Consider the following 21,269-nt stretch of genomic DNA (forward strand, 5'->3'; position numbering starts at 1 on the left):
ATGAAGATTTTAATCGTTACCGATGCTTGGGAACCGCAAGTAAATGGCGTTGTTCGCACCTTGAAACAAACCAGTGCCGAACTCAGAAAAATGGGACACACGGTGGAGTTGCTCACGCCGCTCGAATTCAAAACTGTACCTTGCCCAACGTATCCCGACATCCGTTTGTCGCTATTTCCAGGCAACAAAGTCAATCAACGCATCCGTGAATTTGCACCCGATGCGATCCACATCGCCACCGAAGGCCCGCTGGGCTTGGCGGCGCGCTCGTACAGTTTAAAAAACAAACTCCCGTACACCACGGCGTATCACTCACGTTTTCCAGAATATGTGCAATTGCGCTTTGCAATTCCGCTGAGCGTCACTTACGCATGGTTGCGCCGCTTTCATAATTCAGCCCAAGCCGTGATGGCACCGACCAAAGTCGTCGTTAAGGATTTAACCGACCGCGGCATTAACAATGTCGTCATGTGGTCACGCGGGGTGGATTTAGAGATTTTCAAACCGGGTCGCCGCGACAAACTTAACTCGCGCAGCCCGATTTTTGTCTACGTTGGCCGTGTCGCTGTAGAGAAAAACGTCGAAGCCTTCTTAGAATTAGATTTACCCGGCAGCAAGTGGGTGGTCGGTGATGGCCCAGCAGCGGCAGGGCTCAAAGCCAAGTACGGTGAGCAAAAAAATATTCACTGGTTGGGCGTCTTAAATCAAACTGAACTGGCCGAAGTCTACAGCAGCGCCGATGTATTTGTGTTCCCGAGCAAAACCGATACGTTTGGTCTAGTATTGCTCGAAGCCATGGCATGCGGCTGCCCTGTAGCTGCATACCCCGTAACTGGACCGATTGACGTGATTGGTAGCGACGGCCCTGGCGCGCTCAATGAAGACCTGCGTGAAGCGTGTATCGCCGCACTACGCATCGACCGCGACGAAGTTCGCCGCTTTGCTGAGCGTTATTCTTGGGGCGCAGCGAGCCGCCAATTTTTATCTCATTTGCACCCGTTCACGCCAACAGCGCAAGCCGAGTTGCGCTTGATTGAGCAAAGCGCTGGCGGCGAATAAATCGACTTGAACGCGGTCAATCAAAATGAGCTTGCGGCATGGCAAGCTCATTTTTTATCGCTTAAAAATTGCCAAATGGCTTCACACTGCCGTCTTTGCCAATCAACACCACTGCAATCGTGCCCGGCTTGTAATCACCCATACCCGGTGAAGTGGCTGGCATTCCCGGCACCGCAATCCCTTTCGCATTCGGTTTTTCTTTCAATAGTTTCGTAATGGCCGCTGCAGGCACATGCCCTTCCACCGCATAGCCACCAATCACAATGGTGTGGCAACTGGATGCGACATCGGTGCCGTATTTTTGTTTAATCGCGCTCATATTGTCGCTGGGCTGCTCCTTGATCTGAAAACCCGCCGCGCGCAAATGTTTGGCGTGTTCGCCGCAGCAACCGCAGTTCGGGTCTTTATACATCGTAGCGGCAGGCGCGGCAGCCAGCACCAGCGTCGGGGCGAAACAAAGTACCGTCAATAGTTGGTTTAATTTCATTTTTATTCCTTCTTTATATTTAGGTATATCTCTATACTCATTCTTTAATATTGCTTAGAGATAAATACCCTAAGAATACGGCAGGCTGATTTTCAATCAGTGGCGTACGCTATTTCACCAACAGCTGTGCCATCATGCCCTGCACCTCATACTCTAAAATATGGCAATGGAACATCCGCAAACCAATATCCTGCTGCACGGTTTTAATGCGGATGGTTTCATAAGGGCGAAGATTGATCGTGTCGTGTCGCGCGCGATACGGCGCATCCCGTTCAGTTTGGCATCCAACGCAATATATTGCGTACCGTGGATATGAAATGGATATCCATATGCGAGTGATTGAATACCTCTCAGACTTCCACCTCATGCCCCATTACCGTAAGGGTCGCGAAAAATCGCTATGGCTGGTCACAGATAAGATCTGATCAAACCAGTTGTAGCGGAGGATGCAGCGGCGGCGGGAAATGAATGCTTCGCAGCACGATAGTCGGCGCTGCGACAAATATCGCAGGCGCAGGTGACACCAGCATCAATGGGATTGACACTGCCAAGCCACTCAAGCACGCGCCACAATGATTGCTGGCCATGCTTTGGCTAGCACAATGATGTTTGCAATTTAGACTGTCTGTAGTCTGTGAATCAACGTGATGCGTAGCATGAAATTCATGCAACTGTTCAGTAGTCAGCGCTTGAACTGAAATTGGCGCGCGCTCGGAAGCGATCGCCACATTCAGTGACAATAACCCCGACAAAAGTATAAAAATAAACGCGCGAAGATAAAGCATGATTTCGATCTTACACCCGCGTTGCGATTAAACACAATTCAAAAAATCACACTTACAACGAGAGTGATAGCAATAAAAAAAGCACGCATTTGAGCGTGCTTTTGACTCAATATAGAGCAGCTTAACGGCGTGCGGCATCGGCAAAACGGCGCGCTGCGTCTTGGGCGCTCATATTGCCATTTTTCCAGAATGCATCCACCGCATCGTAGAAGGCCAATTTCACCTCATCTTGCACCGCCATATTATGCGCCCATGATGGTACCAGCACTTGCTTATTCGCAGCATTGGCAAAATCACGTGAGGATTGTTTGGCGTAATCGTCATAGCGATTCATATTCACATCGGTGCGAGCTGGAATATTGCCTTTGTATAAATTGAACACTTCTTGACCTTCGGTACTCATTAACAAGCTGACAAAATCGCGTTGTGCTGCGATTAAACGTGGCTCGGTTTGTTTGAACATCGTCAGCGTATCGGCCGCAAAACTATATTCACCGTTTTGTGTTGGCGATGGCACGCATAAATAATCCACGCCTTGTGTTTTACCCGCTTGCGCAAATTCGCCTTTGGCCCAATCGCCCATCAATTGCATCGCAGCGCGACCATTGATGACGTCCGCAGTCGCCAAATTCCATTCACGACCAGCAGCGTCGGGGGTGCAATACGGCTTCATTTGGCGCAAGGTTTCTAAGCAGCGAATCATCACCGGACCATTGAGCGTGGCTTGATCAAGCTTGCTAAACGCGGCGTTATAAAATGCTGCGCCACCCAAACCACAGGTAATCGCCTCAAACATCGTTGCAATTTGCCAAGCTTGTTCACCTACCGCCAGCATTGGCGTCCCCATTTGCTTGAGTTTTTCGGCAATCACAAAAAAATCATCCCAAGATTTGGGTGCATTCACTCCAGCGCGGCGCAGCACTGCGGCATTAATCCAAAACATATTGACGCGCGCCACGCCCAACGGCACTGCAACATACTGACCATTGGCCTTCATCATCGTATCGAGCACGGCAGGTAACACTCGGCTCCAACCTTGAGCATTGGCAACCTCATTCAAATCAGCCAATACACCTTCTTTGGCCCAGTTTTGAATTTTTACCCCGCCAATTGCCGCTGCAGTTGGCGCATTACCTGCCAAGACACGCGCACGCAAGGCTGATGGTGAATTATCACCCTGAGCATCAGCCCAATGATGTCCTTGTGCATTCAGTAGCGCTTTGATTTCGGATACGGCACGCGCCTCACTCGAAGCAGCCCAACCGTGCACTACTTCAATATCTGCCAGCTTGAAACTACCGACTGATTTTAATAAGCGCTTTGCGCGCTCATCCAGATTCTTCAGCGTATTGGTCGCTTGTTGCAACGCCGAATCCGTCGCTTGCGTCATTACATCGAGTTGCTCAGCAGAGCTTGCCAGAGTATGTGTCGCCGCTGATTGCTCTTGCGTTGACTCGGCAATTTGCCGAACCGCCGACACCACACTGCCCATATGTTCACGAATTCCCAGCATATGACCACGCGCATCTTCGGCCATCGTGACACTGTGCGCCACACGCTCAGCAGTAATCGACATATTGCCGACGGCATTTTGGGTTTCACGACCAACGGATTCAATTTTGTGCGCAATTTCAACGGTAGCACTGCTGGTGCGTTCAGCCAATTTACGGACTTCATCGGCCACCACCGCAAAGCCACGCCCCATTTCACCTGCGCGCGCGGCTTCAATCGCGGCATTGAGTGCCAATAAATTCGTTTGACCTGCGATATCTTTAATCACGCCAATAATGCTGCTGATTTCTTCGGAGCGCGCGCCTAGGCCATCCATGGTTTGCGTTAAGGCAACGACCGCCTCAGACACCTTGCCCACTTCCTCTGAAACACGCAGTACCGAATCGGCGCTATTGCTCGATAAACGCTGGGTTTCTTCAACCACATGATCCATATCACGCGCGCTGTCGGCGATATGATTGATGCTCACGGTAATTTCTTCGACCGTTGCTGCTGACGACGCGGCATGATCAGATTGCATATGCGTATCTTTGGCCATTTGCCCCGTCACAGCAGTGAGCTCAGACAAACCCAAGGCAAGCCCTTCCATTTCGCGCTGCACATCGCGCAAAATGTTTTGCACTTTATCGGTTGACTCATTATAAGCGCGGGAAATATCGGCAATGTCGCCGTAACCATTGACAGGTAAGCGAGTCATCAAATCACCACGGTCAGTCGCTTGCAAGCGCATCAAATCACGCATTTGCGTTAGTGGCTTAAAGAGTTGATTGATACCAAATACAAGACCAGCCAACAAAGCGCCCAAACCGACAATACCAATCAATAAAATCGTAATGAATAAATCATTGACAGCCGCAACTGAACTATTACTGACCACTACCAATAGCACAATCAGCACCAGCGAATAAATCGCGCTAATCATTGCAATGACCTGATTACGACTTAGCATGTAAAGCACTCCCAAATAAACTGCTACAGAACTATTGATATCGGCTCAAACAACAAAATCAATAGGGATATTCATGTAATTATTAGTAATCAATGATACAGCATGCAATCTAACGTGCTCTGTGACAAGTTGATGACTGTTGCATCCTTCCCTCAAGCCCACTGATCATAACTTCACACGGCTCGCTTGAATTGCACTGCGACAGACCCATCTGCTTCATACTGATCCAGGAAAAATTATGTTCAATTATTTTCGCCGCAAACGTCGTGACCGTTGGCTAGCACAACATCCAATTGCAAATGAATTATGGCTGCCTGTGACCACAATGCCAGTACTGAAAAACCTTAGTCCCAGTGAGTTGGCGCGTTTGCGTGAATTGGCGGCGTGGTTTTTGCATACCAAAGCCATTAGTCCGAAAGGCGAACTAATTTTTTCAGATCCAATGCGAGTGGTTCTTGCCGCGCAAGCCGTGTTACCGATATTAAATTTAGGACACGATGCTTATGACGATTGGCAGGAAATTATCATTTATCCCAGCCAATTTCTCGCGCCCACCCGCCACGTCGATCATATTGGCGTAGTGCACGAAGGCGAGCATGCGCTCGCAGGGCAAGCGCGTGGCGATGGGCCTGTCATTTTTTCTTGGCACGATGTGATGGAAGGGCCGTGGCTGGATGGCTGGAATGTCGTCATTCACGAATTGGCGCACAAACTCGATATGCGCAATGGCGGGCACGCCAACGGTTACCCGATTTTGCACGCTGGAATGAATCACGACGACTGGAAAACCGCCTTCAGTGCCGCTTTTGCGCACTTGCAGTCTTTAACGTATTCTGACGAACATAGTCCAATCGATTTGTACGCCGCGACCAATCCAGCCGAATGTTTTGCAGTGCTGAGCGAAGTTTTCTTTGAACGCCCACTAGTATTGCAAGAAGTCTACCCAGACGTCTACGAGCAGCTCAAACAATTTTACCAACAAGATCCGGTTGAACGCCTACATCCACAGCGCTATCGTCCGGTGCAAACCCAGTACGGCGCGCTGCAATGATCGGTTTACTTCAACACAACGCCCCGCAAGAATTGATCGATCAAGCTTCACAACTGGGTATTGCCATCTGGGCTAAGCCAAGCGAGAGCGCTACGCATATACTCCAATGGAATGAAGATCGCCTTGAATTAGTTTCTATCGCTGAAAAAGCCACAGTTTGCGTCGATTTCGTCAGTGGCGCGGCGGCGCATCGGCGGCAATTTGGCGGTGGTCGCGGTCAACCCGTTGCCAAAGCGGTCGGCATCAAAGGTGATTACATTCCCCGCGTGCTAGACGCAACGGCGGGCTTGGGTGGCGACGCATTTGTGTTAGCCAGTTTGGGCTGCACGATGACCTTGATAGAGCGTACCCCTATTGCGTATTTACTGCTAAGCGATGGTTTAAAACGCGCAGCGGCAGATACCCACACCAAAGAAATTGCAGCCAGAATGTCGCTGCATTTTGGAGATGGCCGTAAATGGCTCACTGAGCGCGCGGCAGGAATCGGTCCATTCGCTCAGCAAGAGTTTGACGTGGTCTATCTTGACCCCATGTTTCCCGAGCCGGGCAAGCGTGCCAAATCGAAAAAAAACATGGCGGCGTTTCAAACGCTGATTGGTGGCGACGAAGATGCCGATGCGCTGCTCGCTCCTGCCCGCCTGATTGCCAAAAAACGCATTATCGTCAAACGCCCCCGCCATGCTCCTTTGCTGGCAAATGCACGGCCTGATTTTGTGTTCGATGGCGAAAGTACGCGCTTTGATGGCTATTTACCAAGTAATGGCATACAAAAAGACTGAGTGCCAAGCCCCGTGTAACCTGAATGCAACTGCTGGTGGACGCCCTCTGCAAATCTGAGCTCGACATGGTAATTTTGACACTAGACTTTCAAAGTTTTGTCTCAATTTACAGGTTTGGCGCAGCACCTAGCTAAATACTCATCAAAGGATATGCAATGAAAAAACTGCTTCGCTCCACTTTCATCGGGCTTTGCCTGCTAGGCGGACAAGCCGCTTGGGCGACTACCGAGGTAGATGCTGTCAAAGACAATCTATTTACACTTCCACTCTCGGCTTATCAGCTCAATGCAAAAAACCCGCAACAAAAACTTTATATCAAGCCGGGCGTCAAGCTGAGCCAATATCAAAAAGTGATAGTCGAAGCGCCACTCTTTTTGCATCAAAATGCCAATCATGAGTGGGAATTACTGCAAGCAGCAGAAGAAAGCAAAATTGCCCAGTACTTCAAAACTAGATTCAGTACTGAATTACAAAAGCAAGGCATCACCGTCGTTGAGCAGGCAGAAGCCGACACCCTACGCTTACGGATTGCGGTCACGGGTTTAGCGCAGACACGGCCAGATTTAGATGTGATCGATGTATTACCCGCCAAAGCGGCGATTAATATTGCAAAAATGGCGATCGGCAAAGAACCCTATCTATTGCGTGTCGGCACAATGGCACAGCTAGAAGATGCCAGCACCGGCGAGTTTCTCGCGGGCGCAGTCAACCTCAAAGAAACCCGCAAAACCAAGGTCAAAGATAAAGCCGTCACTTTGGAATACTTAGAGCGGGAAATCGATAAATTGGCACAAAAAAGTGCTGCCCAATTAGCAAACACGCTTAGCAAGCATTAAGCCCGCTTTTTCCGCACTCAACAAAACAAACAAGCACTGCGAACTAAGTTAATCGCAGTGCTTGTTTATTTTGCAAGGCATTGCGTCACGCTTATAGCCGCAATCCATGTCGTTTTTGCCTGCGCCAAGCAACTGATTCCTGCATCAGAATAGATGCCGTGCAAAATTAACCACCACGAACGCTAGACGACTGGTCTAATAAACAGTATGATCCAGCCTATGAACTCAGAGCATATCGATGTACGTCAGCATATTTTAGATACCGCCAAGCCAATTATTTTAGGCAAAGGCTTCTCTGCGGTTGGACTAAATGAAATTTTGACGGCGGCCAATGTACCCAAAGGCTCGTTTTACCATTACTTCAAATCCAAAGAAGCATTTGGTGAGGCCTTGCTGGAACACTATTTCGCTAATTATTGCGAACGTCTTGATTCAATTTTTAATACCCAAGATGCTACAGCGGGCGAGCGGATGCTTGCGTATTGGGCAAGTTGGCTAGAAACGCAAAGCTGCGACGATCGCGACGGGCAGTGCCTCACGGTCAAACTCGCTGCTGAAGTTTCAGATTTATCCGAAAGTATGCGTGGCAGTTTATTGCGTGGCACAGAGCAATTATTAGCACGTATTGCGCTGTGCTTAAGTGAAGGCGAGCGTGATGGCTCATTACCCCACTACGCAAACTGCGAACAGACAGCTCTACAGCTGTACGAAATGTGGCTAGGTGCCACGCTACTGACTAAAATTCGCCGCGACCGCAGCGCACTGGAAGCAGCGATGCAAAGTACGCGGTTCATATTAAAAATGAACTGAACCAGACTGTTTACCTGACCCACAATGCGGCTCATATATTGGCCGTATTGGCTGTAAGATTTTTTGATTTCATTTGTATTTTAATTGATCGCATGCGCGATCTTATTTTTAACCCGCAACTAGACGACTGGTCTAATAAAGGATTAAGCAATGACTCACTTTGAATTTTTCAATCCCACTAAAATCGTTTTCGGCACCGACACCATCGCCAAACTCGACCAATTAGTGCCAACGAACTCCCGCGTGATGATTTTATTGGGTGGTGAAAGCGCGCGTAAAAACGGCACACTCGCCGAAGTTCGCGCCGCGCTGGGCGCACGTGAAGTGCATGAATTTAACGGCATTGAGCCCAATCCCACTTACGAAACCTTGATGCAAGCGGTCGAAATCATCCGTGCCGAAAAACTCGATTTCCTGTTAGCTGTCGGTGGAGGTTCCGTCATTGATGGCACCAAATTTATCTCCGCCGCAGTGCCATTTGTAGGTGAGCCGTGGGATATTTTGACCACATTCGGCCAAACCATCACCAGTGCATTGCCTTTTGGAACGGTACTGACGCTACCAGCAACTGGCTCCGAGATGAACCACGGCGCAGTGATTACACAAAAAGCCACGCAAACCAAATTGCCATTTATGAATCCGCTGGTATTCCCGCAATTTTCGATTTTGGACCCCAGCAAAACCTTCACTTTGCCAACTCGGCAAATCGCCAACGGCGTGGTCGATGCTTTTGTTCACACGGTCGAACAATACCTCACTTACCCTGCGGGCGGCATGGTGCAAGATCGCTACGCAGAGGGTTTGCTCAATATCTTGATTGAGATCGGCCCGAAAGTGCTAGCTAATCCGCAAGACTACGATCTGCGCGCCAATTTAATGTGGGCGGCAACGCAAGCATTGAATGGCTTGATCGGCGCGGGTGTACCGCAAGATTGGTCAACGCATATGATTGGTCATGAACTCACCGCACTTTTTGATATCGACCACGCCCGCACGCTGGCAATTGTATTGCCTGCCAACTTGGCGCTGCGCTCTGAGAGCAAGCGCGAGAAATTGCTGCAATACGCCGATCGTGTTTGGCAGATAACCGCAGGCACAGAAGAAGAACGCATCACCGCCGCGATTAACAAAACCCGAGAGTTCTTTGAAGCAATGGGAATTAAAACGCGCCTTGCCGATTACCATCTGGATGCCACTGCGATTGATGCCGTCATTGCCAAACTGGAAGCGCACGGCATGACGGCATTGGGCGAACGCCAAGATGTGACATTGGCAATGAGCCGCCAGATTTTAGAGAATACACTTTAATTTCAATTTTTGTTCTGCTTAATAAAAAGCTCTGCCAAATCAGGCAGGGCTTTTGTCTTTATTTGTCCGCTAAGTCGTCCACGTACCGCCTCTACCCTATTCAAATAAAAACCTAAACTGGCTTTACATTATTCAATAGGGAAAACAAAATGTCTCATTCACAATCTGCATTGCTCGTAATTGATGTACAAGATTCGTTTTTTCATCGACCATACTTTAGCGACGCTGACTTTCCCGCATTTCAAACTCAGCTGATTAAACTAATTAATGTCTGCCAAGCCAACTCGATTCCTGTCGTCACCGTACTGCATGTCGAGCCAGAAGGTCCATTTGCTAAAGCGTCCACTTGGGTAAAACCGATGGATTTCTTGCCGCCATTGACTGGACCTGTGTTTGAAAAAACTGTGCACAACGCGCTGATTGGTTCGGGTCTACATGAATGGCTGCAAGCGCAAGGCATCACGCATTTGATTATCTGCGGTATTCGTACCGAGCAATGCTGTGAAACCACGACGCGAGTCGCCTCCGATTTAGCTTATATCGTTGATTTTGTAACTGAAGCGACACTGACGTTTGCGATGCAACATCCAAACGGCAATCTCTACAGCGCAGCAGAAATCAAAGAGCGTACCGAATTGGTACTGAATGAACGCTTTGCCAGAATTTGTACCGTGAATGACATCGTGCAGCGTTTTGCTGCCTAGGCTATCGCCGCATCATTCAATAAATAAGGACTCTCCATGCCAATTCGTGACCTTGCGCTCGCCCTGATTGTCGTTTTGGCATGGGGATTTAATTTTGTCGTGATCAAATGGGGTTTGGTCGGTGTGCCGCCGCTACTACTGGCAACGTTACGCTTTGCAGCAACGGTGTTTCCAGCGATTTTTTTGTTGCGCCGCCCCAATTTACCGTGGAAATACTTACTCGGCTATGGCCTGACATGGGGCGTTTGCCATTTTGCATTTTTATTTTCAGCAATGGCCAATGGCATGCCAGCCGGATTGGCATCGGTCGTCTTGCAATCGCAAGCCTTTTTTACGCTGATTTTTGCCGCAGTTTGGCTCAAAGAATCCTGGAAAACCAGCCAATTGATCGGCTTAGTTGTCGCCGGAATCGGGCTATGGCTGATTGGCAGCAGTCATGGGCAAAGCATGACTTTGCTCGGCTTCGTGATGACGCTACTCGGTGCAGCTGGCTGGGCGATGGGCAATATTGTGATGAAACAATGCGCCAAGCAAGGCATTCAATTTAGCGTGCCAGCGTTTATGGTGTGGACATCACTAGCGCCAATGTTTGTGTTTGCCGCACTCAGTATGATGATTGAAGGCCCTGAACAAATTAGCACTGCGCTCAAGCACTTCACCTTGCAATCAACACTAGCCGTTCTCTACTTAGCCTTTATCGCCACCCTACTCGGCACCAGTTTATGGAATGTGTTACTTAAACGTCATCCTAGCAACCGCGTCGCTCCGTTTAGCCTCTTAGTGCCGTGGGTTGGTTTATCCGCTTCAGCCGTCTTGCTCGACGAAATGTTGCTCGCACAGCAATGGTGGGGCGCAGCTTTACTGATGTCGGGTTTATTTCTCAATTTATTTGGCGAGTCTGTATTACAGCGCTGGGCCAATCGTCGGCAAGTGGCTTAGGGTCTATTGACGTTTGGTTTACCAGCCGCGTTTGCGCGGATTTTGGCCTGAGGCAAGGCACGAAGCGCGATACTTAGTCATTCTAAGTCAGCGCTTTGTAACGCAGCATCAGGCTGATGTTATTAACAAAAGCCGCCGCCAAACCGCTTTTTGATATTTAACATCCGGCTGGGCGCTTTTCGCGGCGACTCTGCGTTGTAGCAAGCTCACGTAGAATGACTATGCAGCGCTTACTACGCCTTGATTCGCCGCGAAAATCGCGTAAGCAGCGGCGGGAAACCAAACGTCAACAGACCCTAAGTAGGAAGTAGCAATGACAGATCTTTATTTTGTGCTGACGCCCAATTTTATGCTGCTCGATTTAGCTGGGCCAGCCGAAGCGTTTCAAATCGCCGCTAATCACGGCGCGCCTTATCGCTTACATCACGTTGCACCTGTTCGTGAATTAACTTGTTCAATTGGCCTCAAACAGCACCAACTCGCTCTATTGCCAACGCCGATCCCGCACGGCGCGACCATTGTGCTGATCGGCACGCAAAACTCCAAAGTCAATTTGCTACTGCCCGAAGCGCAGCAAGTGGTAGCGTGGCTACGTGAACATTTTGACGCCACACAGCATCAACTCGCCTGCGTTTGCTCGGGAACCATGCTGGCGGCTTATGCGGGTTTACTCGATCATCGCGAATGCACTACACATCATGAGATTTTAGAACGGCTACGCATCGCAGCTCCGCTTGCCAAAGTGCTTGATGACCGGATTTTTGTGCAAGACGGCAATATTGCTACCAGCGCCGGAATTTGTTCTGGCATCGATTTAGCATTGCAATTGATTGAACAAGACGCTGGGCCCTTAATCGCACAAGCCGTCGCACGGGAAATGGTCGTTTGGCTGCGCCGTAGTGGGCAAGATCCACAACTTTCGCCGTGGCTGGCGCATCGCAATCACTTGCATCCAATGGTGCACAAGGCGCAAGACCTGATCAGCCGCGCGCCACGCGAACGCTGGACACTCGATAGAGTCGCAGCGCAAGTTCATACCAGTGGCCGTAATCTGGCACGGTTGTTTCAACAACATTGCGGCGTATCGCTGCATCAGTATCATCTGGCCATTCGGATTGCCACAGCCAAGCAATTGCTCAATCATCCACAACTGAGCATCGAACACATCGCCGAACAAGCAGGATTCGCATCAGCAAGGGATTTTCGCCGCGTGTGGCAAAAAGAGACGGGGCTTTTGCCAAGTGCGAGTCGTCAATAGCTGATAGGTATAAACAGCTACGCTATTTAGTTCAATACCTACCAACAGATACATCTAACAATACACATAAAGCAGTCAACGTAAGTGAATTACTTCTGCTTAGCTTTACGTTTTAATGCTTCCAGCTCTGCTTTTTCAATATGCCGCTGCGCGGCAGCCTCGCGGTCGGCAATGGCATTGTTCTTTTTGCGTAGCATCAGCGCATCGCGGCGCTCGCGCTCGGTATTGGCGTCTTCGATATGCCCAGCCGCTTGATGATCTTGCTTAATTCGTTTCGCTTCTTGCTTTGCCGAATTGATGCCCATAATTTGCTCCAAGTTCATCTACCACGCTAACGATGTATTTAATTGCAGCCATTAAATAACAATGGCTACAATCAAATACCCTACTGTATTGTTTTAATCTCGGCAGGTAAAAACTCCCCCAATCCGGGCAACTCGCCTTTGCGATTAAACGAAACCCCACCAGGCACCATTGGAACAAACAATTTGCCACTGACTGCATACGCCAGCGCTTGGTCTTTTTGCAGCGTTTTAATTTGCTTCCAAATCGATGACAAATTGGTCGTAATATGCATTTTCACCACGGTTTCGCCCAATTTCGGTAGCGTCACTTTTTCATTGCTAACACCAGTGGCAAAGGCTTGGCCATTCACATCCAGTTTTAAGTTTAGCCCATCAATCGGCACGCTGATGTCGTTCGGATTAGTCACCCGCAAGGACACAATAAATTTTTGTTCCAGCAAACCCAGCTCAGCAACTTGCAAACCAGCTAAATTGACCTGTGGTTTTTCAAAATGACTCGGAATCCCAGTACATGCACTCAGTAGCACCAAGATCGCAATAGTCAGAATTTTCTTCATTTAAGCGTCCTTCATCGTTGCCAACATTGGGCTAAATTTAGCCAAAATCTCGCCTTCCAATTTTTGCGCCCCACGCTGCTCAGGATGAATCACAGCAAAAGTCACATCGGCTTCGGCGACCACTTTGCCATTGTCCTTACGAATAATTCGCTGATGAATACGCCCTTCGCGCGGCAATAGCTCGGCCAACTGCGTTTCAATCACTAATTGATCACCCATCGTCGCCGAGCGTAAATAACGAATATCAATCCGGCTCACCACCAAGGCCAATTTTTGCGCCATAAACCAGCTCAAATCGCCATACTCTTCCATTAGTCCCCAGCGCGCTTCTTCGAGAAACTCTAAATAGCGCGCATTATTCACATGCCCATACAAATCAAGATGAAAGCCTTGAACTTTAATGGGTGTCAAATGCACCATACACGACTCCTGATTTTAACTCTGAGGCATAGCCCAGCGAGATATCGCCGAGTAAAGCAGCGATTGTGTACTTTTATCAACGGCGAATACAGACCAAGTAATCACATTGCTACCGCTATTTTACCCATAGTGCTTTTGTTCAGCGCGGTTCTTGTGGATAATCGCGCAATCTCTATATTAGTAGCGGCTTTTTAACGAAATGGATTGGCGTCACTCCCGCCCCTTGCGTATTAGCTTCTTGCTGATCGTTACGCTCATCGCCTTGCTCGGCATTTTGCCGTACTTTTTATCGTCGGACTTAGTTCGCGATCAATTAATCATGGCGGTGCAGCGCGATACGCAGCGTAAACTCGATATTCGCGGCAGTGCCCATGTGGTGCTGCTGCCGCGCCCTGCCGTGCTGATCAAAAATGCAACGCTCACCGAACCCAACGACAGCACGGTCTTTGCTCATGCCGATACCATCAAAATGGTATTTCGACTCTGGCCACTGTTGAGTGAACAAAAAGCAGTCGCGCGCAGCATTGAAATCGAACGCCCTGAACTGACCATTATCCGCCATGAAGACGGTAGCTATAACTTTGAAGACCTGCTGCAAAATAAAGGTCAATTGATTCAAGTTGCGTTAGATCGGCTCACTTTTTCGGATGCTCAGTTTTCTTGGCACGACGAATTTCTCAATCAAACGCTCAATTTCCAGCAGTTTGATTTGGAAATGAACGATTTAACCGATCCCAAAAAAGGCGCGCTGGATTTAAACGGCGAAATTTTTATCGGCAATAAAGGTGAATCAACGCTCTGGCGTGGTCAAATCCACGGCAGTGGCGCGATGCGCTACATCGAGCAAGAGCGTCGACTGCACATCGCCAATATTAAAATGGCGATTAATCAGAACGGTCAAAGTGACGATCAAGTCAAAATCAATAATCTTGCATTACAAATCACTGGGAATCTGAACTATGGTTGGGATCCGCTGCGTCTCACCGGCGGTGATTTGAAATTAGTCGGCTCAGGCCGTCGTAGCGGTCAAAATTGGCAAACCACACTCGATATCCCAGAGATTAAACTCACCAGTACCTCGCTGATCTTGCATCGCTTAAAAGTGGATGTAGAGATGCAAGATAAAAATACAAAGTTTATCGCCTCAGCCAGTATTCCCACCTTAAGTGGCGCACACAGCCAGCTATTACAAAGCAATGCGGCGAAAATCAGCGTCAAATACACCAGTCCCGAACAAAACTTGGACGTGCTGTTTAGCACGCCACTAATTATTGAGCGCGGCACGATTACCCGTCTGCCCAACTACCGACTTACCGGTAGCTATACCAACCGCAGCTTACCTCGCGGAGCGGTTCGCTTAGACCTCACCGGCAAGGGTGATTTGGACCTGCATAATGAACTGATCAACCTCGATAGCAATGGCACTTTGGACTACGAAGCGCTTCGCGCACAAATTGGCATGGAAAGCTTTTTAGACCCGCATTTCCGCGTCAATATCGACTTAGCCAAACTTGATTTAACCCCCTATCTACCCGCGGTTGCCGCTGGAGCCAAAAATATCAATGAAAAAAATCAATTCGATTTTTGGTGGTTGAATCAACTATCAGCAATCGGCTCGATCAAGGTGGGCGAGCTGGTATTAAATAACCTACATATTGATGACATTGATGCAACGCTGATTGCACGCAAAAATCGCTTGGTACTCGACCCGCTCAAAGCCACGCTCTATGAAGGACAACTGTCTGGGCGTATCGAAATTAACGCCAGCAAAGACATACCGTATTTCCGCGTAGAGCAGACGCTAAGCAATATGAACATCAATACCCTGCTTACCGACACATTTGATACCAGTCGATTTGAAGGCCGCAGCAACCTCACGCTGGACGTCACCGCCACCGGCAATAACATCACCGCTCTGCGAAAATCTGCCAACGGTAAAATCAAGGCTAGCCTCAAAGAAGGCGCCATTCGCGGCATCGACATTAGCGGCCTACTCAGTGCCGCTAGTCAGCAAATCAAACTAATGAATGGCGAAATCAAAAAAATCGACCACAGTGCAGGGAAAACCAACTTCTCCGAGCTCAATGCCACGTTAATTCTCAAAAATGGGGTGGCAGTGAATGATGATTTGATCGTCAGCGCCGATGTATTAAAGCTCAAAGGCGGCGGTACGCTCAATTTAAACGCGGGCACAATCGACTATGCCATGCTAGCCAGTGCCAATCCCAAGGTACCAGAGCTCTCAGGGCTATTGGGTTTAAGCTTGCCACTGACTTTCCGTGGCCCTCTGAACAATCCGGTCTTTAACGCCGATACCGCCAACTTGAAAGAACAAATTATTGCCCGCCAACAAGCCGAAGCAGCGGCGAAAACGGCAAAAATTCAAGCAGCAGAAGCAGCAAAAAAAGCTGCCGCTCAAGCCGCAGCAAAGAAGAAATCGGCCCCCGTCAAAAAATCAACCACACCCAACAAAACCGCGCCAACGAAGAAAACCAGCCCACAGAAAGCGAAATAATGAATGATTTTTCAAGCCGTTTAACACAATGGCAGCGGGAACACGGTCGCCATCATTTACCGTGGCAAGTCGATGACGCCTACCGCGTCTGGCTATCAGAAATCATGTTGCAGCAAACGCAAGTCACCACCGTACTTGATTATTACGCACGGTTTTTAGAGCGTTTTCCAACTCTGACCGACCTCGCCGCGGCACCACTCGATGATGTATTGGCCCTGTGGAGTGGGCTCGGTTATTACACTCGCGCCCGTAATTTGCATGCCTGCGCACAAGCCGTCGTACGTGATTTTGGCGGGCACTTTCCCAGCGACCCAGCGCTGATTGCCACCCTGCCTGGCATTGGCCGCAGCACTGCTGCGGCGATTGCGGCATTTGCTTATGGCACGCGCGCAGCCATTTTGGACGGCAACGTCAAGCGCGTACTGAGCCGCTGGGCGGGAATCGAAGGGTTTACAGGCGTAAAAGCCATTGAAAACCAATTATGGGAATTAGCCGAAAGCTTATTGCCTGAGCCAAGCAGCGATCAAAACATCGCCGCGGCAGCGATCAAAGCCCATACCCAAGGTTTGATGGATTTGGGGGCAACGATTTGCACGCCCAAAAATCCAACTTGCCTGACCTGCCCACTCAGCGCCGATTGCCAAGCCCGCCTAAGCGGTCGCCAAGCTGAATTACCCACCAAAAAACCTAAAAAAACCGTCCCTGAAAAATCAACGGTGATGGTATTGCTACGTAACGCAAATGGTGAAATTTTATTAGAACGCCGCCCTCCAACAGGTATTTGGGGCGGACTGTGGAGCTTGCCCGAAGTCGCCAGCACGCTCACCGCCGCAACAGCAATCGATCAACGGTTTGGCCTGACAATTGAAATTGAACCAGCCCTGCCTGAGTTCGTGCATGTGTTTACTCATTACCGCTTAACCATCACCCCGCAACCGGCCTACCTCATCGGCAACAGCACACTGCGCGAAAATCATACGGCATGGTTTTCTAAAACGGCCGCTTTAACTGCGGGAATTCCTAGCCCCTTACGCAAAATCATCAACGCATTGTAATACGAAAAATAGCTCATTTCTCACCAAGCGCAGTGGTTTTCAGTAAACCTATCTATAGGGGTATATATTTATAGACCTTATCTATAAATATTTATATTGATATACCCACCAATTAGATCACAGCATCATAATCAAATTCCCTTAGGGGCTAATTCCTATATATCGTTGCAAGTATCTTTACCTATACTTCAAGCCAACCCTTAGCTTGGAGTCACACTGCAATGAAAGCTCACTACGCACTTACCCTTGCCGTTTCCCTCGTTTGCACTGGCCAAGTTGGCGCAGAAGAACTCAGTGGCACCTTAAAAAAAATCAAAGACAGCGGTGTCATCGTCGTCGGCCATCGTGACTCTTCGATTCCCTTTTCATACCTCGCCAACGACAGCAAACCGATTGGCTACTCAGCCGACCTCGCCAGCAAAATTGTTGACGCAGTAAAACAAGAACTCAAAATGCCCAATTTGACGGTGCGCTACAATTTAGTCACCTCGCAGACACGCATCCCGCTAGTACAAAACGGCACCGTAGATTTTGAATGTGGCTCAACGACCAATAATCTCGAGCGCCAAAAACAAGTCGCCTTTTCTTTAGGCATTTTTGAAATTGGTACCCGCCTTTTAGTAAGAAAAGACAGTCCCTTTAAAGACTTCGCCGACCTTGCGGGCAAAAATGTAGTGACCACCGCTGGCACGACCTCGGAGCGCATTTTGAAAAAAATGAACGACGAGAAAAAAATGGGTATGAACATCATCAGTGCTAAAGACCATGGCGAATCATTCCTGATGCTCGAATCAGGCCGTGCGGTGGCATTTATGATGGACGACGCACTACTTGCTGGTGAAATGGCTAAAGCGAAAAAGCCAAGCGACTGGGCCATTGTAGGCAAAGCACAATCGAATGAAATTTACGGTTGTATGCTGCGTAAAGACGATCCAGCTTTTAAAAAGGTGGTCGATAACGCATTAGCGAATACCTTTAAATCCGGTGAAATCAACACGATTTATAAACGCTGGTTCTTAAGCCCTATTCCACCTAAAGGCTTAAACCTCAATTTCCCAATGTCAGATGAATTAAAAGAATTGATCGCTAAGCCAACAGATAAATCTGCCGAGCAAATGTAAAGTATATGCAGCAATTTTCTGTTTAATTTCAAACCAATCACATTACATCGCGATAATTAAATTATTATGGAGAGAGATAGCGCCAGATCATCATCTGGCGCTATGCGTTGGGAGTATCGAGCATGAATTATCATTGGGATTGGGGCGTTTTTTTCAAGCCAACGGGTATTGGCACTGAAATTTATTTAAATTGGTTTATTAGCGGCCTAGGCTGGACAATTGCATTAGCGCTATCTAGCTGGATTATTGCGCTCGCTTTAGGCACAGTGCTAGGCGTAGCACGTACACTACCTAGTGTATTTTTAGCGCGACTAGCTGCTGGCTATATTGCTCTATTTCGTAATGTGCCACTCTTAGTGCAATTATTTATCTGGTACTTTATGGTGCCGGACTATTTGCCAGAAAATCTGCAAATGTGGTTTAAACAAGATTTAAATCCGGCGACCAGTGCTTTTATTAGTACGGTCATTTGCTTAGGGCTTTTTACCGCTGCTCGCGTGGCCGAGCAAGTGCGTACCGGAATTCAAGCACTATCGAAAGGGCAAACGAATGCAGCGCTCGCATTGGGTTTACGATTACCGCAGCTATATAAAGATGTTTTATTACCGCAAGCATTTCGAATTATCATTCCACCAATGACGAGCGAATTTCTTAATGTGTTTAAAAATTCATCCGTCGCCTCACTAATTGGTTTAATGGAATTACTCGCACAAACTAAACAAACCGCTGAATTCACGGCCAATTTATTTGAAGCATTCACGCTAGCGACATTGATTTACTTCACACTGAATATGAGCTTGATGCTACTGATGCGCTGGGTAGAAAAACGTGTGCAAGTGCCTGGCCTGATTGCATTGGGAGGCAAATAATGGATTTCTCAAATATTCTGCCAGCCTTACCCAGTATGATGGAAGGCTTATGGCTTACCATTAAACTAACGATTATGGCGATTCTGGGTGGTGTGGCAATTGGTACTGTATTAGCCTTAGCACGCCTCTCTAAAAATAAAATTCTTTCTAATCTAGCCGGACTTTATGTAAATTACTTTCGATCAATTCCGCTACTATTAGTCATTACATGGTTTTATTTCATGGTGCCATTTATTATCGGCTGGCTAACTGGTACAAATCGCCCCATAGGCGCGCTCACCTCTTGCTTAATTGCATTTATGCTGTTTGAAGCAGCTTATTTTTGCGAGATTGTGCGTGCTGGCATTCAGTCAATCGGTAAAGGACAAATCAATGCCGCGTACGCTTTAGGTATGAATTATCGTCAAGCAATGCAATTAATTGTATTGCCACAGGCGTTTCGAAAAATGATGCCGTTATTACTACAGCAATCGATTATTTTATTTCAAGACACATCGTTGGTTTATGCCGTTGGTATTATGGACTTTCTCAATACGGCGCGTTCCCGTGGCGATATTATTGGCCAACCGCATGAGTTCTTACTTTTTGCTGGATTAATTTATTTCCTAATTAGCTTTAGCGCATCGACATTAGTCGCGCGTTTGAATAAGAGGCTTAGCGTATGATTGCAATTAAAAATGTCAGTAAGTGGTATGGCGATTTTCAAGTTTTAACCAATTGCAGTGCTGAGATTCAAAAAGGTGAAGTCGTCGTCGTTTGTGGGCCATCTGGCTCAGGTAAATCAACGCTGATTAAATGCGTCAATGCGCTAGAACCGTTTCAGAAAGGCGAGATCATTTTTAACGGCACCTCTGTCGGCTTGCCGACGACTGACTTACCACAATTACGCTCAAAAATCGGTATGGTATTTCAAAATTTTGAATTGTTTCCGCACCTTTCAATAAGCGAAAATCTGATGCTGGCGCAACAACGCGTACTCGGCCGCAGTGCAGATGAGGCGCGTAAAAAAGGCCTGCAACTGCTTGATCGAGTCGGCTTAAGTGCACATGCCGCGAAATTTCCCGGCCAACTTTCTGGCGGTCAGCAGCAGCGTGTCGCGATTGCACGCGCTTTGGCGATGGATCCAATTGCCATGCTGTTTGATGAGCCAACCAGCGCGCTCGATCCCGAAATGGTCAATGAAGTACTTGATGTGATGACTGAGCTAGCTCGCGAAGGGATGACGATGATGTGCGTTACGCATGAAATGGGCTTTGCGAAGCGTGTTGCGAATCGGGTCATTTTTATGGATGGTGGCAAGATTGAAGAAGATTGCAGCAAAGAAGACTTCTTTGGTACGCCGCGCGGCGAGCGTGCTCAGCATTTCTTATCCAAAATTCTACAGCATTAATTTTCTTAGGGTATATGGCTAGAAGCTAATTATTTAAATTGCTAAAGCCATATACCTATTAAATACAAATCAATCATCTAACTCAGCATCACACTGCACTTCTGCCGCTACTTACGCTGGCACTAGCGGCATTTCTTCGATTTTTGGTTTGGACACTGCGTGCAATCACGCACTTCACCAATTTTTTCTAAGCTTTGGCTCAGGGCACAGACCGAACGGCGGCAGGCAACAAAACGAACGTTTTCTTCATTGGCTAATTCACGATACGCCTTCATCACGTTGTGACTCAAAAAATCAGTAAATAAAATTAATAAATCTGCCCCATTGAGACTAGGTGGTTTGCGCTGATGCGCGACATTACGACCACTCACATGTTTTTGTACCGATATGCCGTGTTCGGCAAGTAGTTGCGGAATGTTTCCCAAGGCATCGGCACCGACCAAATATGCATTCATGACCATTCATCCGTAAGCTTTGATTAAGATGAGAATGATTATCATGCAAATGCGAATTATTATCAATACCGTTTGTGTTAAATTTTTGTTGAGCCGTAAAAATAT

General features: G+C 48.1%; 23 protein-coding genes. 15 read left to right on the forward strand and 8 right to left on the reverse strand.

Annotated features, from left to right (window positions below; all coding sequences use genetic code 11):
- Entirely contained in the window at window positions 1-1,059 is a 1,059-nt protein-coding gene (locus tag GM173_RS06345) for a glycosyltransferase family 4 protein (RefSeq protein WP_203570521.1), read from the forward strand.
- A gap of 61 nt (window positions 1,060-1,120) precedes the next feature.
- Here GM173_RS06345 and GM173_RS06350 read toward each other — a convergent pair whose 3' ends face one another.
- From GM173_RS06350 to GM173_RS06365, 4 genes are all read right to left on the reverse strand, one after another.
- Window positions 1,121-1,546, reverse strand: a complete 426-nt coding sequence (locus tag GM173_RS06350) for a DUF411 domain-containing protein (protein WP_203570522.1) — start codon at window positions 1,544-1,546, stop codon at window positions 1,121-1,123.
- 109 nt (window positions 1,547-1,655) lie between these two features.
- Complete coding sequence (locus GM173_RS16375) at window positions 1,656-1,913, reverse strand: multicopper oxidase domain-containing protein (RefSeq protein WP_203570523.1); 258 nt, start codon at window positions 1,911-1,913, stop codon at window positions 1,656-1,658.
- Between the two features lie 58 nt (window positions 1,914-1,971).
- The gene (locus tag GM173_RS06360) at window positions 1,972-2,331 is read right to left on the reverse strand and encodes a hypothetical protein (protein WP_203570524.1); all 360 of its coding nucleotides are present in this window, start codon (window positions 2,329-2,331) and stop codon (window positions 1,972-1,974) included.
- 121 nt (window positions 2,332-2,452) lie between these two features.
- Entirely contained in the window at window positions 2,453-4,792 is a 2,340-nt protein-coding gene (locus GM173_RS06365; protein ID WP_203570525.1) for an extracellular solute-binding protein, read from the reverse strand.
- Between the two features lie 238 nt (window positions 4,793-5,030).
- Here GM173_RS06365 and GM173_RS06370 point away from each other — a divergent pair, with 238 nt between their 5' ends.
- The 8 genes from GM173_RS06370 (at window position 5,031) to GM173_RS06405 (ending at window position 12,477) form a co-directional block, all read left to right on the forward strand.
- On the forward strand, window positions 5,031-5,843 hold the full coding sequence (locus GM173_RS06370; protein WP_203570526.1) for a M90 family metallopeptidase: 813 nt from the start codon (window positions 5,031-5,033) through the stop codon (window positions 5,841-5,843).
- A complete protein-coding gene (locus GM173_RS06375) occupies window positions 5,840-6,622 on the forward strand; it encodes a class I SAM-dependent methyltransferase (RefSeq protein WP_203570527.1) in 783 nt (260 codons plus the stop codon). Before GM173_RS06370 ends, GM173_RS06375 begins: the two co-directional genes overlap by 4 nt.
- A gap of 155 nt (window positions 6,623-6,777) precedes the next feature.
- On the forward strand, window positions 6,778-7,458 hold the full coding sequence (locus GM173_RS06380; RefSeq protein WP_203570528.1) for a DUF3313 domain-containing protein: 681 nt from the start codon (window positions 6,778-6,780) through the stop codon (window positions 7,456-7,458).
- 219 nt (window positions 7,459-7,677) lie between these two features.
- Window positions 7,678-8,268 carry a TetR/AcrR family transcriptional regulator gene (locus GM173_RS06385; protein WP_203570529.1) on the forward strand — a complete coding sequence of 197 codons (591 nt, stop codon included), beginning with the start codon at window positions 7,678-7,680 and terminating at the stop codon, window positions 8,266-8,268.
- Window positions 8,269-8,418: 150 nt separating this feature from the next.
- Window positions 8,419-9,576, forward strand: coding sequence for an iron-containing alcohol dehydrogenase (locus GM173_RS06390; RefSeq protein WP_203570530.1), 1,158 nt, complete (start codon window positions 8,419-8,421; stop codon window positions 9,574-9,576).
- Window positions 9,577-9,725: 149 nt separating this feature from the next.
- Window positions 9,726-10,280 carry an isochorismatase family protein gene (locus tag GM173_RS06395; protein WP_203570531.1) on the forward strand — a complete coding sequence of 185 codons (555 nt, stop codon included), beginning with the start codon at window positions 9,726-9,728 and terminating at the stop codon, window positions 10,278-10,280.
- A 36-nt stretch (window positions 10,281-10,316) separates the two neighbouring features.
- Window positions 10,317-11,219, forward strand: a complete 903-nt coding sequence (locus tag GM173_RS06400) for an EamA family transporter (protein ID WP_203570532.1) — start codon at window positions 10,317-10,319, stop codon at window positions 11,217-11,219.
- 313 nt (window positions 11,220-11,532) lie between these two features.
- Window positions 11,533-12,477 carry a GlxA family transcriptional regulator gene (locus tag GM173_RS06405; protein ID WP_203570533.1) on the forward strand — a complete coding sequence of 315 codons (945 nt, stop codon included), beginning with the start codon at window positions 11,533-11,535 and terminating at the stop codon, window positions 12,475-12,477.
- Between the two features lie 89 nt (window positions 12,478-12,566).
- Here the strand turns inward: GM173_RS06405 and GM173_RS06410 are convergent, their stop codons facing one another.
- From GM173_RS06410 to GM173_RS06420, 3 genes are all read right to left on the reverse strand, one after another.
- Window positions 12,567-12,782, reverse strand: coding sequence for a hypothetical protein (locus GM173_RS06410; protein WP_203570534.1), 216 nt, complete (start codon window positions 12,780-12,782; stop codon window positions 12,567-12,569).
- Window positions 12,783-12,862: 80 nt separating this feature from the next.
- Complete coding sequence (locus tag GM173_RS06415) at window positions 12,863-13,339, reverse strand: LEA/WHy family protein (RefSeq protein ID WP_203570535.1); 477 nt, start codon at window positions 13,337-13,339, stop codon at window positions 12,863-12,865.
- On the reverse strand, window positions 13,340-13,759 hold the full coding sequence (locus GM173_RS06420; protein ID WP_203570536.1) for an acyl-CoA thioesterase: 420 nt from the start codon (window positions 13,757-13,759) through the stop codon (window positions 13,340-13,342).
- A 199-nt stretch (window positions 13,760-13,958) separates the two neighbouring features.
- On the opposite strand from GM173_RS06420, the gene GM173_RS06425 reads away from it, so the two are divergent.
- The 6 genes from GM173_RS06425 (at window position 13,959) to GM173_RS06450 (ending at window position 20,709) form a co-directional block, all read left to right on the forward strand.
- Window positions 13,959-16,274 carry an AsmA family protein gene (locus GM173_RS06425; protein WP_203570537.1) on the forward strand — a complete coding sequence of 772 codons (2,316 nt, stop codon included), beginning with the start codon at window positions 13,959-13,961 and terminating at the stop codon, window positions 16,272-16,274.
- Complete coding sequence (mutY, locus tag GM173_RS06430) at window positions 16,274-17,329, forward strand: A/G-specific adenine glycosylase (protein ID WP_203570538.1); 1,056 nt, start codon at window positions 16,274-16,276, stop codon at window positions 17,327-17,329. The genes GM173_RS06425 and mutY overlap by 1 nt, the downstream gene beginning before the upstream one ends.
- Before the next feature lie 221 nt (window positions 17,330-17,550).
- The gene (locus tag GM173_RS06435) at window positions 17,551-18,450 is read left to right on the forward strand and encodes a glutamate/aspartate ABC transporter substrate-binding protein (protein WP_203570539.1); all 900 of its coding nucleotides are present in this window, start codon (window positions 17,551-17,553) and stop codon (window positions 18,448-18,450) included.
- Window positions 18,451-18,572: 122 nt separating this feature from the next.
- Window positions 18,573-19,319 carry an amino acid ABC transporter permease gene (locus GM173_RS06440; RefSeq protein ID WP_203570540.1) on the forward strand — a complete coding sequence of 249 codons (747 nt, stop codon included), beginning with the start codon at window positions 18,573-18,575 and terminating at the stop codon, window positions 19,317-19,319.
- Window positions 19,319-19,984, forward strand: a complete 666-nt coding sequence (locus GM173_RS06445; RefSeq protein WP_203570541.1) for an amino acid ABC transporter permease — start codon at window positions 19,319-19,321, stop codon at window positions 19,982-19,984. Before GM173_RS06440 ends, GM173_RS06445 begins: the two co-directional genes overlap by 1 nt.
- Entirely contained in the window at window positions 19,981-20,709 is a 729-nt protein-coding gene (locus GM173_RS06450; RefSeq protein WP_203570542.1) for an amino acid ABC transporter ATP-binding protein, read from the forward strand. Before GM173_RS06445 ends, GM173_RS06450 begins: the two co-directional genes overlap by 4 nt.
- Window positions 20,710-20,831: 122 nt before the next feature.
- On the opposite strand, the gene GM173_RS06455 is transcribed toward GM173_RS06450, so the two are convergent.
- A complete protein-coding gene (locus tag GM173_RS06455; RefSeq protein WP_203570543.1) occupies window positions 20,832-21,164 on the reverse strand; it encodes a DUF2325 domain-containing protein in 333 nt (110 codons plus the stop codon).
- Between the last annotated feature and the right edge of the window lie 105 nt (window positions 21,165-21,269).

The organism is Deefgea chitinilytica, assembly GCF_016881405.1.
GTDB lineage: Bacteria > Pseudomonadota > Gammaproteobacteria > Burkholderiales > Chitinibacteraceae > Deefgea > Deefgea chitinilytica.

Bases quoted from the DNA above. Each gene is read 5' to 3' on its own strand.
- GM173_RS06345 (WP_203570521.1), top strand. From the start codon at position 1: ATGAAGATTTTAATCGTTACCGATGCTTGGGAACCGCAAGTAAATGGC.
- GM173_RS06350 (WP_203570522.1), bottom strand. From the start codon at position 1,546: ATGAAATTAAACCAACTATTGACGGTACTTTGTTTCGCCCCGACGCTG.
- GM173_RS16375 (WP_203570523.1), bottom strand. From the start codon at position 1,913: ATGAGGTGGAAGTCTGAGAGGTATTCAATCACTCGCATATGGATATCC.
- GM173_RS06360 (WP_203570524.1), bottom strand. From the start codon at position 2,331: ATGCTTTATCTTCGCGCGTTTATTTTTATACTTTTGTCGGGGTTATTG.
- GM173_RS06365 (WP_203570525.1), bottom strand. From the start codon at position 4,792: ATGCTAAGTCGTAATCAGGTCATTGCAATGATTAGCGCGATTTATTCG.
- GM173_RS06370 (WP_203570526.1), top strand. From the start codon at position 5,031: ATGTTCAATTATTTTCGCCGCAAACGTCGTGACCGTTGGCTAGCACAA.
- GM173_RS06375 (WP_203570527.1), top strand. From the start codon at position 5,840: ATGATCGGTTTACTTCAACACAACGCCCCGCAAGAATTGATCGATCAA.
- GM173_RS06380 (WP_203570528.1), top strand. From the start codon at position 6,778: ATGAAAAAACTGCTTCGCTCCACTTTCATCGGGCTTTGCCTGCTAGGC.
- GM173_RS06385 (WP_203570529.1), top strand. From the start codon at position 7,678: ATGAACTCAGAGCATATCGATGTACGTCAGCATATTTTAGATACCGCC.
- GM173_RS06390 (WP_203570530.1), top strand. From the start codon at position 8,419: ATGACTCACTTTGAATTTTTCAATCCCACTAAAATCGTTTTCGGCACC.
- GM173_RS06395 (WP_203570531.1), top strand. From the start codon at position 9,726: ATGTCTCATTCACAATCTGCATTGCTCGTAATTGATGTACAAGATTCG.
- GM173_RS06400 (WP_203570532.1), top strand. From the start codon at position 10,317: ATGCCAATTCGTGACCTTGCGCTCGCCCTGATTGTCGTTTTGGCATGG.
- GM173_RS06405 (WP_203570533.1), top strand. From the start codon at position 11,533: ATGACAGATCTTTATTTTGTGCTGACGCCCAATTTTATGCTGCTCGAT.
- GM173_RS06410 (WP_203570534.1), bottom strand. From the start codon at position 12,782: ATGGGCATCAATTCGGCAAAGCAAGAAGCGAAACGAATTAAGCAAGAT.
- GM173_RS06415 (WP_203570535.1), bottom strand. From the start codon at position 13,339: ATGAAGAAAATTCTGACTATTGCGATCTTGGTGCTACTGAGTGCATGT.
- GM173_RS06420 (WP_203570536.1), bottom strand. From the start codon at position 13,759: ATGGTGCATTTGACACCCATTAAAGTTCAAGGCTTTCATCTTGATTTG.
- GM173_RS06425 (WP_203570537.1), top strand. From the start codon at position 13,959: ATGGATTGGCGTCACTCCCGCCCCTTGCGTATTAGCTTCTTGCTGATC.
- mutY (WP_203570538.1), top strand. From the start codon at position 16,274: ATGAATGATTTTTCAAGCCGTTTAACACAATGGCAGCGGGAACACGGT.
- GM173_RS06435 (WP_203570539.1), top strand. From the start codon at position 17,551: ATGAAAGCTCACTACGCACTTACCCTTGCCGTTTCCCTCGTTTGCACT.
- GM173_RS06440 (WP_203570540.1), top strand. From the start codon at position 18,573: ATGAATTATCATTGGGATTGGGGCGTTTTTTTCAAGCCAACGGGTATT.
- GM173_RS06445 (WP_203570541.1), top strand. From the start codon at position 19,319: ATGGATTTCTCAAATATTCTGCCAGCCTTACCCAGTATGATGGAAGGC.
- GM173_RS06450 (WP_203570542.1), top strand. From the start codon at position 19,981: ATGATTGCAATTAAAAATGTCAGTAAGTGGTATGGCGATTTTCAAGTT.
- GM173_RS06455 (WP_203570543.1), bottom strand. From the start codon at position 21,164: ATGAATGCATATTTGGTCGGTGCCGATGCCTTGGGAAACATTCCGCAA.